At 67.8% G+C, this 14,246-nt stretch carries 10 protein-coding genes and 1 pseudogene; 5 read left to right on the plus strand and 6 right to left on the minus strand.

Annotation, left to right across the window (positions count from 1 at the left end):
- Positions 1 to 2 precede the first annotated feature (2 nt).
- The 3 genes from HTY53_RS10230 (at position 3) to HTY53_RS10240 (ending at position 4,387) form a co-directional block, all read left to right on the plus strand.
- A complete protein-coding gene (locus HTY53_RS10230) occupies positions 3 to 1,457 on the plus strand; it encodes a flagellar hook-length control protein FliK (RefSeq protein WP_174106381.1) in 1,455 nt (484 codons plus the stop codon).
- Between the two features lie 127 nt (positions 1,458 to 1,584).
- Positions 1,585 to 2,250, plus strand: a complete 666-nt coding sequence (gene alkB / locus HTY53_RS10235; protein ID WP_174106382.1) for a DNA oxidative demethylase AlkB — start codon at positions 1,585 to 1,587, stop codon at positions 2,248 to 2,250.
- Between the two features lie 286 nt (positions 2,251 to 2,536).
- Entirely contained in the window at positions 2,537 to 4,387 is a 1,851-nt protein-coding gene (locus HTY53_RS10240) for a PhoX family protein (RefSeq protein WP_174106383.1), read from the plus strand.
- A 95-nt stretch (positions 4,388 to 4,482) separates the two neighbouring features.
- Here HTY53_RS10240 and HTY53_RS10245 read toward each other — a convergent pair whose 3' ends face one another.
- Positions 4,483 to 6,633, minus strand: a complete 2,151-nt coding sequence (locus tag HTY53_RS10245) for an FUSC family protein (protein ID WP_254599892.1) — start codon at positions 6,631 to 6,633, stop codon at positions 4,483 to 4,485.
- 461 nt (positions 6,634 to 7,094) lie between these two features.
- The gene (locus HTY53_RS10250) at positions 7,095 to 7,790 is read right to left on the minus strand and encodes an aspartate/glutamate racemase family protein (RefSeq protein ID WP_174106459.1); all 696 of its coding nucleotides are present in this window, start codon (positions 7,788 to 7,790) and stop codon (positions 7,095 to 7,097) included.
- Positions 7,791 to 7,994: 204 nt separating this feature from the next.
- Between HTY53_RS10250 and argH the strand changes: the two genes are divergently transcribed.
- Entirely contained in the window at positions 7,995 to 9,533 is a 1,539-nt protein-coding gene (argH, locus tag HTY53_RS10255) for an argininosuccinate lyase (RefSeq protein ID WP_174106385.1), read from the plus strand.
- 169 nt (positions 9,534 to 9,702) lie between these two features.
- Here argH and HTY53_RS10260 read toward each other — a convergent pair.
- The 4 genes and pseudogenes from HTY53_RS10260 to HTY53_RS10275 all read right to left on the minus strand — a co-directional run bounded on the left by HTY53_RS10260 (position 9,703) and on the right by HTY53_RS10275 (position 13,140).
- A pseudogene (locus HTY53_RS10260) lies at positions 9,703 to 9,896 on the minus strand (DUF1059 domain-containing protein).
- A 123-nt stretch (positions 9,897 to 10,019) separates the two neighbouring features.
- Positions 10,020 to 10,670, minus strand: coding sequence for a 3-isopropylmalate dehydratase small subunit (leuD, locus tag HTY53_RS10265; protein ID WP_174106386.1), 651 nt, complete (start codon positions 10,668 to 10,670; stop codon positions 10,020 to 10,022).
- Positions 10,663 to 12,093 carry a 3-isopropylmalate dehydratase large subunit gene (gene leuC, locus HTY53_RS10270; RefSeq protein ID WP_174106387.1) on the minus strand — a complete coding sequence of 477 codons (1,431 nt, stop codon included), beginning with the start codon at positions 12,091 to 12,093 and terminating at the stop codon, positions 10,663 to 10,665. Before leuC ends, leuD begins: the two co-directional genes overlap by 8 nt.
- Positions 12,094 to 12,165: 72 nt before the next feature.
- Positions 12,166 to 13,140, minus strand: coding sequence for a tripartite tricarboxylate transporter substrate binding protein (locus tag HTY53_RS10275; protein WP_174106388.1), 975 nt, complete (start codon positions 13,138 to 13,140; stop codon positions 12,166 to 12,168).
- 174 nt (positions 13,141 to 13,314) lie between these two features.
- On the opposite strand from HTY53_RS10275, the gene HTY53_RS10280 reads away from it, so the two are divergent.
- Complete coding sequence (locus tag HTY53_RS10280; protein ID WP_174106389.1) at positions 13,315 to 14,241, plus strand: LysR substrate-binding domain-containing protein; 927 nt, start codon at positions 13,315 to 13,317, stop codon at positions 14,239 to 14,241.
- Positions 14,242 to 14,246: the final 5 nt, after the last annotated feature.

A 14,246-nucleotide genomic window follows, 5' to 3' on the forward strand; every position in this document is an offset into this window, starting at 1 on the left:
AGATGATCGACATCAGCCAAATCGTCAGCGGCGGCACCGCGCCCGCCAACGCCCCGCGCAATCCGCAGCCCGCCTCGGGCGCCAGCGAGTTCGGCGATGCACTGGCGCGCGCGCGCCAGACGCAGGCCGGAGAAGCGAGCGCAGCCAGTCAGCAGCCGTCGGCCGCCAAGAGCGGCAAGGCGGCCGACGGCGCCGGCAAGCAGGCCGCGGACACGGGCAAGAAGGCGGACCCCGCCGGTGCCGACGCCGATGCCGGCAAGACGCAGGCGAGCACCGGCAAGGCCGAGGGCGCCACGGAAGGCCGCAAGGACAGCACCGATCTGGCCGACGACGAGACCGGCACCAACGACGGCGCCGCAGCCGCGGCTGCGGCGGCGCTGCTGGCGGCGATGCTGCCGGCCGCGCCCGCTGCTGCCGCTGCTGCCGCGGCCGCCGCTGCCGGCACGGGCCCGGCGGTTGGCACGGCAATGCCTGCCGCGGCGAACGCCGCCATCGCCGGCCAGTTGCCGGCTGCGGCGACCGCACCGGAAGCTGCATCGTCGCTGGCCGAGGACACCCTGAACACCATCGCGTCGCAACGCGCAGCGCTGGCAACGACCACCGCCGCGCCGGACGCGGCCGCGGCCAAGCCCGCCACGCCGGCCGATGCGGATGCCGGCAAGCCCGCCGTGTCGTTCGACGCGGCTGCCAAGTCCGCGCTGAGCGTCGCGCAAGGGCAGGCATCCACCGACACAGGCGGCAAGCATGACGGCACCGGCGGCGGCCGCGACGGCGCCGCCAGCCAGTTCGCCGCGCCTGCGCAGCAGCCGGCTGCTGCGGCGAGCAGCACCACGGCATCGCCGACGGCCGCGTTGCAGGCCGCCCTGCAGGCCGCTTCGGCCGCCGCCAAGGCGCCGGGCGAAGACAACGGCGCGGTTGCCGCGCCCATCGAAGGCACCACGCCGCTTGCGCATGGCACCACCACCACGCTGGGGGCGCAGTCGGGCTCGCAGGCTCCGGCCACACTGCCGCTGGCCCCGCGCGTCGGCGATCCGCAGTGGCCGCAGGCCCTCGGCCAGCAGATGGTCCGTCTGACCACGCAAGGCAACCACACCGCCGAGCTGCAACTGAACCCGCCCGACCTCGGTCCGCTGAAGGTTGTGCTCAATGTGGTCAACGACCAGGCCCAGGCCCAGTTTGTCTCGCCGCACGCCAGCGTGCGCGCGGCGGTCGAAGCCGCCCTGCCGCAACTGCGCCATGCGATGGCCGACAGCGGCATCCAGCTCGGCCACACCTCGGTCGGCGCCGAACAGTTCGCCGGCCAGCCGGGACAGGGCCAGCAGCAGGCCCCGCAACACCGCGGCCAGGGCTTCGCGCAGGGCATGCCGGAATTCCAGCAGCCTGGCGCGACGCAGACCGCCACGGCACCAGCCGCGCCGCGCCGCGTGGCGCTGGGTGAGGTCGATACGTTCGCCTGAGTCCGCGAATAGTCACCTCTTGGTGTTCTCCCTCTCCCGCATGCGGGAGAGGGAAGCAAACCTTCGGGCGACTGCGCTCACCGGCGTATCATTCCCATCCCAGTGAATCGATACGCGCGGCACCCCCATGACCTTCGACCTGTTCGACAACCTGCCCGAGTCCCACAGCCGCGGCGGCGAACACAACGAAGCGATCGGTCCGGGCGCCGTGGTGCTGCGCGGCTTCGCGCTGTCTCGCGCGGCGGCGCTTCACGACGCGATCGCGCAGATCCAGGCCGAAGCCCCCTTCCGTCATCTGGTCACACCCGGCGGCTTTCGCATGTCGGTGGCGATGACCAATTGCGGCACGCTCGGCTGGGTATCGGATGCGCGCGGCTATCGCTATGACCGGATCGACCCGGACAGCGGCCGGCCGTGGCCCGCGATGCCGACGGACTTCGCCGAGATCGCGCGCGAGGCCGCCGCGGCAGCCGGCTACCCGGACTTCGCACCCGACGCCTGCCTGATCAACCGCTATACGCCAGGTACCCGGCTGTCGCTGCATCAGGACCGCAACGAGCGCGATCTGCGCGCGCCGATCGTTTCCGTCTCGCTGGGCCTGCCTGCGGTGTTCCTGTTCGGCGGCGCGCAACGCGCCGATCGTCCCGCGCGCGTGCGCATGGCCCACGGTGATATTGCCGTCTGGGGCGGACCGAGCCGGCTCTACTATCACGGCATCGCACCACTGGCCGACGGCAGCCACCCGCTGATCGGCGCGCTTCGCCTGAATCTGACCTTCCGCAAAGCCGGTTGAATCGCATCGACATGACATCGTGATGACGCTTCGATGAAGCGTCGATGAAGATTTCACCGACCGTCGATACGCCGCGCCTTGGCGTGCACTTGATGCCATTGCATCAGACATCTTTTCATCGCGACGTCACGGACCGCCCCTAGCATCCACCTCGCCGTCAATCTGCATTTGCCGCTGCATTCATCGCATTGGCACGATGCGGCCGCTGAATGACCTGCAATTGGCGTTCGATCTGGCCGCGATGCGATGCCCGGCAATTCAATCCAACAAAGGGAGGTCCCCCGTCATGTCTTACATCACCGATAAGGCGCGCGAACCGCGTCGCGCGGCTGAAGGCTACATCACCGTTCCCGGCCAGACGCTCGAAGAGATCGTCGCCGCCAATCCGGCCCGTCGCAAGGTGCTGCGCGGCGGCCTGAGCCTGTCGCTGCTGTCGGTCTTCGGTTCGACCAGCCTGCTGGCCGCCTGCGGTGGCGACGACGATCCCGCACCGGCTCCCGCGCCGGCACCGGCCCCTGGCCCGACCCCGAGCCAGCCGCTGGACTACAGCATCGGCTTCAACCCGGTGGCGGACAAGATCACCGCCGATACGGTGACGCTGCCGGACAACTACTCGTACGAGGTGCTGTTCTCCGCCGGCGATCCGGTCGAAATCGGCTCGGTTGGCTATAGCGGCTCGTTCCAGAGCTCGGCGGAAACCGAGCGTCAGGCCGGCGGCAACCACGACGGCATGCACTTCTTCGCGATCCCCGGTGTCGACCCGCAGAAGGGCGGCCTGCTGGCGATCAATCACGAAGCGATGGATTCGGCCATCCTGTTCCCGGGCAGCTACAACGCCGCCACCGCCACGCCCGAACAAAAGCGCCTGGCGCTGTCGTCGGTCGGCGTGTCGATCATCGAGGTCGAGTTCGTCGACGGCAAGTGGCGCGTCAAGCGCGACTCGCGCTACAACAAGCGCTATACCGGCAACACCATCTACCGGGTCAGCGGTCCCGCAGCCGGCGCGCTGGGCGGCAGCGTGGTCGGCACGCTGAACAACTGCTCGAGCGGCGAGACGCCGTGGGGCACCTATCTGACCTGCGAAGAAACCACCGACAACTACCTGGACCCGACCAACCCCGAAGAGGGTTACGGCTGGGTGGTCGAGATCGACCCGCTGAACGAGCTGGGCGCGCCGACCAAGCGCACCGCGATGGGCCGCTTCGACCACGAAAACACCGCCTACATGACCGACGCCAACAACCGCGTCGCGTTCTACATGGGCGACGATGGCACCCCGGGCTGCATCTACAAGTTCATCCCGAGCAATGCCTTCGATCCGAACAACCGCGCCGCCAACGCCAACCTGCTGGACCAGGGCACGCTGTACGTCGCCAAGTTCAACGGCGACGGCTCGGGCCAGTGGGTCGAGTTGACGCACGGCAAGAACGGCCTGGTCACCGGTGCCAGCGATCCGGGCAACTACACGCAATCGACCACCCCGCCGGCCCCGACCCTGGTCGACTTCAACTCGCAGGCCGACGTGCTGATCAAGACCAAGGCCGCTGCCCGCGTTGCCGGCGGCACGCTGATGGACCGCCCGGAGTGGATCACGGTCGCGCTGGACAAGACCGTGTACTGCACGCTGACCAACAACGGCAGCCGCCGCGTCACCGATCCGGCCAACCCGCGCGCCACCAACCCGCACGGCCACATCATCCGCTGGAAGGAACAGGGCGACTCGCCGCTGGCCACCACTTTCACCTGGGAGATCTTCCTGCTGGCCGGCGACCCGTCGCTGGCTGCGGACAACCTGAAGGGCAACATCGTTGGCGACACCTTCTCGAGCCCGGACGGCATCCGCGTCGATCCGAAGGGCCGCCTGTGGGTGCAGACCGATGCCGGCACCGGCAGCAGCACGACCGACATCTTCGGTGCCAACTCGATGCACTACGTCGACCAGCAGACCCGCGAGTGCAAGCGCTTCCTGGTGGGCCCGCACGGCTGCGAAATCACCGGCATCGCCTACACGCCGGACCTGACGACGTTCTTCATCAACATCCAGCACCCGAACGGCGCATGGCCTAGCGCCAGCCTGCCGGCACGCTCGTCGACCATCGTGGTTCGCCACAAGGACGGCAAGCCGATCGGCGCGTAAGCGCAAGCTCAAGCGCCCGATGCCGGACCCGCGCCGGCAATCTGCAAAGCCCGACGGCACCTCGCCGTCGGGCTTTTTTCTTGTGGGAAAGTCCGTCAGCCTGCTGCCAGAACGCGGCGCCAGCGACCCGTGTGCGCGGGCACCATCGTCGCCATCCTCAGCACGCCGGCATGCGCCTCCTCCGCATAGCGACGGGCCAGCATCGCCTGTTCCAGCAGGAAGCGGTCGCGCCACTGCGGCGCGGTGTGCGTGGTGTCGAGAGGCGTGGCCTCGCCCTTCTTGACGGCATCGCTCATTGCACCCTCGCCCGGCCGCGCCGCCAGCGTCGCCAGTTCGTCCTGCAGATCGGCAAGCCGTCGCCGCGTGTCGGCGCTCGCGGGCACCGGCGCTTCGCTGCCGACCGCCTCCGCGCGAATCACACCGGCCAATGCGGCCATTCGGCGCACGGTCACATGCAGCCGCGCGAGTTCGCCGACGATGGCCGGACCAAGTTCGGCGCCGGCTTGCTCGAGCGCCTGTTCGGCACGCGCGGAGGCACGGCCAGCGGCAATGCGCAGCGCTTCCAGCCGGGGCTCCGATCGTTCGAGTTCGGCACCGGACAATGCCTGCGCAAAGGCGGCACGCAGATAGATCGCATGGATGGAGACCGCTTCCCGCGCCCGTCGGCGTGCCCTCGACAGTTCGGCACGCGGAGCCAGGACCAGGTAGCTCGCCAGCGCGATCAGACAGCCGAACGCCGTATCGGCACCGCGCAGCATCGCGACATGGCTGCTGTCGGACGCGGGTTCGCCGACCCACGAGAACAGGATCACCGGGGGCGTCAGCATCAACGCGAACAATCCCGGGCTGCCGGCAAGGCGGGCCACGTAGGCCGCGGACAGCGACACCGCGCTGATCGCCAGGGCAACCGGAGCCGCAGGATGCAGCAGCCCCACCAGACAGGCCAGCAGCGCGCCGCCGAGCGAGCCGGCGAAGCGCTGCAGCGAGATGCGGCGCGTGGTCTGCAACTGCGGGCTCAGCACCATGATCACGGTGACCGCGACCCAGTAGCCATGATCGAGCTGCCAGATCAAACCGGGCAGCAGGCTGAGGCCACCGGCGAATGCCAGCCGTGCCGCGTGGCGCGTGACACGGGCATCGCGCGCGCCCAGCTCTGCCAGCGTCGCCTGCCATTCCCGCAGGCCGATCCATAACGAACGGCGCGACCAATGGAAGGACGCGCGCCAGGCGGCAAAGTCCGGGAAGCGCGCCAGCGACGCCAGCGCGGCGTGATACAGCGGCGGCGCGCTGGCGTTGGCCACCTGCCCATGCAGGCGCTTGAGCTGCAGATACATCGAACGCGTCAGCGCTGGCAGATCGGCCGCATGGCGCGCCAGCCCCTGCTCTACCTGCTCGCGCAGATCGCCGAGGCAGCGTTGCAGATGGCGAAGCGGCAAGCGCTCGTGACCGCGCCTGCCGCGCAGATCGGATGCGACGATCAGCAGCGCGAACACCGCCTCGGCCATCGCGATCAGATAGCGGTAGTGCAGCAGCGTGGCGGGATCGAACCAGGCGCGCTGCGTTGCCACCACCTCGCGTGCCTGCTCGATCCGCTCGCGAACGCGCCGCTTGCCGACATCGGTCTGCCCGTCCGCGGGCGCATTCGCGTCGCAGTCGCCGGCAAGCGCAGCCGCATCCGCGAGCATGCGGGCCAGCGTTTCCAGCGCGAGGAAGATCGCCACCATCTGTGGCCGCGGCCTCGTGTCGCGTACCGACGGCAACAGCGCCAGCGAGACCACGCACGCGAACACACCGCCAAACAGATAGTTCCGGCCCAGTTCCAAGGCCCATACTGCGGCGTTGACTTCGCCAACCGGTTGCAGGCAGGCAGCGATCAGGACCACGTAGAGCAACTTCGCCGACAACGCAACCGAGGCGCCCCGCAGTTCCGCCATGCCGGCGGCGAGGCCAGCCGACAGCACCACGAGCACCGCAACGATTGGGTTACCCACCAGGAGACCGCCCACCGCGCTGGCAAGCGCGCCACCGACACCAACCGCAGCAAGAGGAGCCAACCGGTCTCGCGCGGTGCCGCCCGGATCGGCAAGGCAGGTCCAGATCGAAGCGGTCGCCGACCATAGCAGGCCCTGATTGCCTCCCAGCCAGCCCATCGTCGCCAGGGCCAGAAAGGAAGCGCCATAGACCGCGCCGCGACGGCACAGGCCAGCGTCGCGCGCTTTGGCCGCGGTGGCGCTGACACTGGCCAAGGTCGACGCGAACACGGCGGAAAGAAAACGAATCGGAGCAGATACGGCGCGCATCGGTGGGTGGGAGTCGACGTTTCGGTCACTCTATGGGATGCGATGTTGCAACGCAATATATTGCGGTTATAGATGGCGTTTTCGCCGGGCTGGTGCGTGATTGCAGTCCCATGGTGCGGGCGGTTCGCCGGCGTGGTGCACAAACGCGTGTGGAAGGCGCCCTTCCTCGCTGCGCTTCCTTCGATATGCAGAAAACGCCGGAGAATCCGCCTGGGACGCCGAGTCACGTCGCGATCTCGACGGGCGAAAAAAAAACCGCGCGAAGTTTCGCGCGGCTGGAATCCACCGAGGTGGTGGAGGAGACAGACGTGACTATATACCATCTGCTGCGACGCAACAAGTTCGCCGTCATTACCCCGCGCCGCGATACGGGATTTGTGGCATGGGCGCCACAGCATCGTCCTCCATCAATCCGCCCCCACCGCCCGCCGCAAGGCGGCGCGGGCCAGCAACCGCGTCGAGTCCAGCGTCGGCAGCGGGGAATTGGCATCGCTGATGATCAGCGGAATCTCGGTGCAGCCGAGCACCACCGCATCGCAGCCCTGCGCCTTCAGGCCCGCGATCACGTCCTGGAAGTACGAGACGGTTTCCGGTCGGAAGATGCCGCGCACCAGTTCCTCCATGATCAGGCGGCCGATTTCCGCTCGCTCCTCCAGACCTGGGCGCACCGCCTCGATACCGCGCGCCGCGAGCTTCTCCGGATAGACCTCGCTGTCGACAAGCCAACGCGTACCGGTCACCCCCACCCTGCGATAGCCCTTCTGCACCGCCTCATCGGCAACCACCTCGGCGATATGCAGCCAGGGCAGCGGCGAAGCGGCCGCGACATGGCCGAACGCCTGATGGATCGTGTTGTCCGGGCAGATCAGGAAATCCGCACCGGCCCGCGCCAACTTGTTGGCGGAATTCAGCATCAGGTCGCCCACACCGCGCAAATCGCCGCGATCGAGGCAAGCGACATAGTCGGCCAGCGACGGCGTATGCATCGAAATTTCGGGGTGGCCGTGAGGCCCGAGAAACTGCGCACCTTCGGCGCAAATGGTCCGGTAGCACAGCGCAGCGCCCTCGGCGGAGCAGCCGACGATGCCGATATGTTTTGGCATGGCTCGATTTTCCTTGCGATGGTGGGGTGACTGGCGGAAATGCGGGCCAATTGTAGCCACGACCACGTGTGCTCGGCGGAAAAGCCGGCGGCGACGGTATATCAAAAACGTATTGGCGGAACGCATATTGTGATTTGACGATATGCACCGCCGATTTCCATACTGGCCTGCAACGAAACAGCGACGCCAGAGATTCCCGGCCATATGGACACCAATGCAATCGATGCCGCCAACCCGGCCGCATCCAAAGTCAGCCGCCGCCTGCAGCAGGCCACCGCTCCGGAAGTCTGCGAACTGATCTACCTGCCGCGGCTGAATCGCGATTTCGGCAGCGGCTTCCCTTATCTCACCGATATCAATCAGGCCCATCTGCTGATGCTGCATGCCGCCGGCCTGGTGCCGCGCGCGATGGCAGCGCGGATTGCGCGGGCACTGGACGAGATGGAGCGCGCAGGCCCGGATGCGGTGCCGCTCGACCCCGCGCGCGAGGACGCCTACTTCAACTACGAGGCGCAGCTGATGCAGACCGCTGGCGCCGACGCCGGCGGGCGCCTGCATGTCGCACGCAGCCGCAACGACATCCTGGCCACGCTCGACCGGCTGCGCGCACGCGATGCGGGGCTGGCGCTGCTGGAGGCAATCCACGACCTGCGCACGACCACGTTGGCCATGGCGCAGCAGCACGTCGACACCGTGATGCCCGGCTACACGCATCTGCAGGCGGCGCAGCCGATCACCTACGGTTACTACCTGGTGGGCCTGGCCGATGCGTGTGCCCGCGATGCCGAACGGCTGCTGCGCGCGCTCGATACGCTTGACGCCTGTCCGCTCGGTGCCGGTGCACTGGCCGGTACCGCCTTCCCGATCCAGCGCGAAGAAACTGCGCGGCTGCTGGGCTTCTCCCGCTGCGTCTCCAACGGGCTCGACGCAGTGGCGTCGCGCGATTTCGCCTGGGAAATGATGTCGGCGATGACGATCGCGGCGGTGGGCTGGAGCCGCGTGGCCCAGGACTACTTTGTCTGGTGCACGCCGGAGTTCGGGCTGATCGACTTCCCCGACAGCGTGGCCGGCACATCGAGCATCATGCCGCAGAAGAAAAACCCGGTCGTGCTCGAGTACCTGAAGGGCAAGGCGGCACACCTGACCGGCCTGCTGACGGCCGCGCTATCAACCGTCAAGGGCACCAACTTCTCGCACACCGGCGACGGCAACCGCGAGAGCATGCGCGGCTTCTGGGAATGCGCCGACGAATGCGTGCGCAGCGCCAAACTGCTGACGCTGGTGATCGGCTCGGCCTCTCCGCTGCGCGACAACATGCTGCTGCGCGCGCGCCGCGATTTCTCGGCGGCCACCGATCTTGCCGATGCGCTGGTGCGCGAGGCCGATCTGTCGTTCCGCGAGGCGCACCATATCGTCGGGGCCGTGGTGCGCCAGGCGCTGGACGCGCAGCTCCCCGCCCACTGCATCACCAGCGAGATGGTCGATATCGCCGCGCGCGAGCAGATCGGCCGCCCGATCGGCCTGAGCGACGAGGCGGTGCGGCGCTGCCTGGACCCGGTGCAGGGCGTGAGCGCGCGCATGGCGTCCGGCGGGCCGTCGCCCGCGCTGCTGCGTACCCGGCTCGTTGCGATGCAGGCAGAACTCGAGGCGGCCGGCGCCGATCTGAAAGCCCGGCGCGGCGCCGTCGCCAGCGCCCGCGAGACGCTCAAGCGCGAGAACGCCGCGCTCGCCGCCACCGTGTGAAACGACACCGCCGGCCCAGGAGCCGGCGGAATGTCGTGGCGCAGTATTGTTCGCGGTATTGCGGGCGGTATTGCGGGCGGTATTGCGGGGGGAATTGCGGGGGGAATTGCGGGCGGTATCGCCCCCAGCGCTGCTCGCACAGGCGCCCTCAGCGGGCGCCGTCCCGGCATTACTGCGGCGGCGAGCCCTCCTTGAAGGCCGCCCTGATCTGCTCGCGCAATTGCGGCGAATCCTGATGCTGGTGAACCGTTACCGCATGCTGCACAGCGGCCTCGAGCAATTCATCTTCGCTGTCGGCGCTGATCGCCACGGTGCACCTGGTGTCGCTGGGAATTTCCGGCAATCGATATATTTGCGTCCCATTGCTGCCTCCTGACGCTGCCTGCATGAAATGGCGGAACAAGGTCCGCCCAGGCGCCGCCGGCGCGACACCGGTCGGGGCCGGCGGGCTGCATTGAGTATAGGCAGGCGGCAGGCAATCGATGCTTACCCGGCGCTACCGCTTAGCCTTCTGCGCGTCGCCGCGGCGACGTCGCGCGTCCATGGCTCGGCGGCCCAGCGCCGTTCGGCGAAGGCTTCGATGTCCTGCCGATACGCCAGCGACAGGCCGATGATGTCCAGCCCCTGCAGGAACATCTCGCGATGGCGGGCCGACAGCGTAAAGCCGGCACCGAATCCGTCGGCGCGCACGCGCATCGATTCGATATCGATACGCACCGGGCCACCGTCGGAGCGCTCGACGATCTCCATCAGTGCAGCGACCTGCTCGGGCGGCAGCATCACCAGCAGCAGCCGGTTGTTCATCGCGTTCGAATAGAAGATCTCGCCGAAGCTCGGCGCGATGATCGCGCGCACGCCGTATTGCTGCAAACCCCAGACCGCATGCTCGCGGCTGGAGCCGCAACCGAAGTTGGAGCCGCCGATCAGGATCGACGTGCCGGCGTATTCGGGGCGGTTCAGCACGAACTGCGTACGCGGCTTCCCCTGCGCATCGAAGCGCAGGTCGTACAGCAGGCCCTGCGCCAGCCCGGATTTGTCGATGCCGCGCAAAAACTGCTTCGGCATGATCTGGTCGGTGTCCAGGTTCTCGATGCGGATCGCCGCGGCCTTGCCGTCGATGCGAAGCGGTTCAGTCATGGCGATGCTCCAGTGCGCGGACATCGGTGATCCGGCCGGTGACGGCGGCGGCGGCGGCCATCGCGGGGCTCATCAGATGCGTGATCGCCCCCCTGCCCTGCCGGCCTTCGAAATTGCGGTTGGTGGTCGAGGCGCAGCGCACACCGGCCTCCAGCACGTCGTCATTCATTGCCAGGCACATCGAGCATCCGGGCTGCCGCCATTCGAAGCCGGCGTCGATCAGCAGTGCGGCGATGCCCTCGGCCTCGGCCTGCGCCTTGACCGCGCCGGAGCCGGGCACCACCATCGCACGCACCCCCGCGGCCACGCGGCGGCCGCGCACCACCTGCGCCACCGCGCGCAAATCCTCGATGCGGGCATTGGTGCAGGAGCCGATGAAGACGTGCTGGATCGGCGTGCCTTCGATCGGCACACGCGGCTCCAGGCGCGTATAAGCTAGCGCCTGTTCGGTGCTGCGTCGTGCAGGACCTTCCGGCTGCGCCAACGGATCGGGGATGCAACCGCCGACCGGCACCACCTGATCCGGGCTGGTGCCCCAGGTGACATGCGGCGCCACGTCGCTGGCATCGAAGCGATGTTCGACGTCGAACGCGGCTTCGGCATCGCTGCGCAGCGTGGCCCAGGCGGCCAGCGCCTGCGATCGCATGTCGCCGGCAATGTCCGGCGCACGCTCGAGCACGTAGTCGATTGCCGTCTTGTCGGGCGCGATCAACGCCCCGCGCGCGCCGGCCTCGACCGCCATATTGCACAGCGTGAAGCGCGCCTCGACGCTCAGCGATTCGATCGCGCTGCCGCAGAACTCGACCACATAGCCCCGCGCGCCCTGCGCGCCGATCCGGCCGATGATCATCAGCACCAGATCCTTGGCAGTGGTGCCGGCCGGCAGCTTGCCGTCGACGCAGATCCGCATGTCCTTGGCCAGCCGGTAGACCAGCGTCTGCGTGGCCAGCACGTGCTCGACCTCCGAGGTGCCTATGCCGAAGCCGAGCGCACCGAGCGCGCCATAGGTCGTGGTATGGCTGTCGCCGCATATCACGACCATGCCGGGCCGGATCATGCCGTGCTCGGGCGCAACCACATGCTCGATGCCCTGCAGCCGGTCGTTGGTGTCGAACAGCGCAATCCCGTGCCGGTCGCAGTTGGCTTTCAGATTGCTGGCCTGCAAGGCCGACGCCGGATCGGCGATCACGCGGATCGCACCCGGTTGCGTGGCCGGATGCGTCGGGATGATATGGCTGACGACGGCGACGTTCTGCCCGGGCATCAGCACCGGGCGGCTCTGCTCGTGCAGGCCGGCGAAGGCCTGCGGGCTGGTGTACTCGTTCATCAGATGCAGATCGCAGAACAGCAGGACGTTGTCGTCGTCCAGCCTGGCGACCGTATGCGAATCGACCAGCTTGCGATATAGCGTGCGGGGAATCATGCAGGGTTCCGATTGAGGCGATTTGTCATGCCGCGACGTTCCCGCGGCGTGACGTGGAGAAAAATCGCGGCGTCATTCCGCGGAGATGCCGCGCTCCTTGATCAGCTTGGCCCACAGCGGCATTTCCTTGGCCAGGCGCATGCGCGCCTGCTCCGGCGTAGTCGGCATCGGATCGAAGCCTTCGCGCACCATGCGGGCCTTCAGCGTCGGCGCGTTCAACGCGGTATTGAGCGCGGCGTTCAGCTTGGCGATCACCGGCTGCGGCGTGCCGGCCGGCGCGAACACCATGAACCAGGTCTCGAAGGCATAGTCCGGCAGTCCCGCTTCGGCGATGGTCGGCACATCCGGCATCAGCGGCGAGCGCTTGGGGCCGGTCACGCCGATCGCGCGCAGCTTGCCGGCCTGCACCTGCTGCTGCGCGGCCGACAACACCGGGAAGCTCATGTTGACCTGGCCCGCGATGGTGTCCATCAGCGCCGGACCGCCGCCGCGATACGGGATATGGTCGATCGGCACGTTGGCCACGCTCTTGAACAGCTCGGCCGCCATATGGAAGGTGCTGCCCGGACCCGCCGATCCATAGGTGTACTTGCCGGGCTGGGCCTTCAGCATCGACAGCAGTCCCTTCAGATCCTTGGCCGGCAACTGGTTGTTGACCACCAGCACATGCTGCGAGCTCGCCACCATGCCGATCGGCGCGAGGTCCTTCTGCGTGTCGTACGGCATCCTGGCGAACAGCGACGGGTTGATCGCCAGCGACACGGTTTGCAGGCCGATCGTGTAGCCGTCCGCGGCCGCCTTGGCGACCGCGTCCACGCCGATATTGCCGCCCGCGCCGCCCTTGTTTTCGATCACGATGGTGCCGGCAAGCGCCTTGGCCCATTCGTCCGCGACCAGACGCGCTGCGATATCGGCGCTGCCGCCCGGCGCGTAGGGCACCACCAGCTTGATGGGCCGCTCGGGATAGCCCTGGGCGTACGCGCCGGATGCGCCGACGGTGCTACCGAAAGCCAGCACAAGGCCGGCGCAAATGCGTTGCAGTTTCATCGTTGTCTCCATCCACTGAGGGGTCGGTAGTGATTGGCGTCGTGATCGACGTCTTGTTGGTTTCCTTGTGGAAGGCATCGTATCATTGATGAAAACCACCATAATTTCCGCTTGGATCATGCTTGATTAACCATGATTCACGAATCAGCGCTCCTTGCGGCAGGTAGACCTTCCATGGACGGCTTTTCCGATCTGGCGTTTTTTGCCACCGTCAACAAGCACGGCAGCCTGGCTGCGGCCGCGCAGCAACTGGGTGTGACCCCCCCGGCCGTCAGCAAGCGGCTGGCGGCGCTCGAGCGCCGCCTTGGCGTGCGGCTGCTGCAACGGACCACGCGGCGGCTCAGCCTGACGCCCGAGGGCGAGACCTATCTGGTTGAAGGCGCGCGCGTACTGGCCGAGCTCGAGGCGCTGGAGCGGACCGTGGCCGGCAGCGGTGCAACGCCGCACGGCCTGCTGCGGATCAGCGCGACGCTCGGCTTCGGCCGCCGGCATATCGCCCCGGCGCTATCGGCGTTTGCGCGGCTGCATCCGCGCGTCGAGGTGCAGTTGCACCTGAGCGACCGACCGGTCAATCTGGTCGAACAAGGCTTCGATGCGTCGATCCGCTTTGGCGAGTTGCCCGATGCCCGGCTGACCGCGCGGCTGCTGGCCAACAATCGCCGGCTGCTGTGCGCGACCCCCGCGTATCTGAAGGCCGCCGGCACACCGGCCACGCCGCAGGACCTCACGCGCCATCAATGCATCTTCATTCGCGAAAGCGACGAGACCTTCGGGACCTGGCATCTGCGCAGCGGCACGCGCCAGGAGACGGTCAAGGTGCGCGGTCCGCTCAGCACCAACGACGGCGAATCGGCGCTCGGCTGGGCGCGCGAAGGACATGGCATCCTGGTGCGTTCGGAGTGGGATGTGGCCGGGCTATTGCGCAGCGGAGAGCTGCAACCGGTGCTGAAGGAATGGAGCCTGCCGAACGCCGATATCTATATCGTGTTCCCGACGCGCAGCCATCTGTCGGCGAAGACCCGTGCGCTGGTCGATTTCCTGCTGCAGCGCTTTGCCGCCCACCGGCGGGCCGACAGCGGCGAATCGCACAACGGGTGGTAGCGGTC

The organism is Cupriavidus gilardii (assembly GCF_013314895.1).
Classification (GTDB): Bacteria; Pseudomonadota; Gammaproteobacteria; order Burkholderiales; family Burkholderiaceae; genus Cupriavidus; species Cupriavidus gilardii_C.

What these genes read in the sequence shown, in the direction of transcription:
- alkB (WP_174106382.1), top strand. Translation starts at nt 1,585, where the DNA reads ATGACCTTCGACCTGTTCGACAACCTGCCCGAGTCCCACAGCCGCGGC.
- HTY53_RS10250 (WP_174106459.1), bottom strand. Translation starts at nt 7,790, where the DNA reads ATGCCAAAACATATCGGCATCGTCGGCTGCTCCGCCGAGGGCGCTGCG.
- leuD (WP_174106386.1), bottom strand. Translation starts at nt 10,670, where the DNA reads ATGACTGAACCGCTTCGCATCGACGGCAAGGCCGCGGCGATCCGCATC.
- argH (WP_174106385.1), top strand. Translation starts at nt 7,995, where the DNA reads ATGGACACCAATGCAATCGATGCCGCCAACCCGGCCGCATCCAAAGTC.
- HTY53_RS10240 (WP_174106383.1), top strand. Translation starts at nt 2,537, where the DNA reads ATGTCTTACATCACCGATAAGGCGCGCGAACCGCGTCGCGCGGCTGAA.
- HTY53_RS10275 (WP_174106388.1), bottom strand. Translation starts at nt 13,140, where the DNA reads ATGAAACTGCAACGCATTTGCGCCGGCCTTGTGCTGGCTTTCGGTAGC.
- HTY53_RS10230 (WP_174106381.1), top strand. Translation starts at nt 3, where the DNA reads ATGATCGACATCAGCCAAATCGTCAGCGGCGGCACCGCGCCCGCCAAC.
- leuC (WP_174106387.1), bottom strand. Translation starts at nt 12,093, where the DNA reads ATGATTCCCCGCACGCTATATCGCAAGCTGGTCGATTCGCATACGGTC.
- HTY53_RS10280 (WP_174106389.1), top strand. Translation starts at nt 13,315, where the DNA reads ATGGACGGCTTTTCCGATCTGGCGTTTTTTGCCACCGTCAACAAGCAC.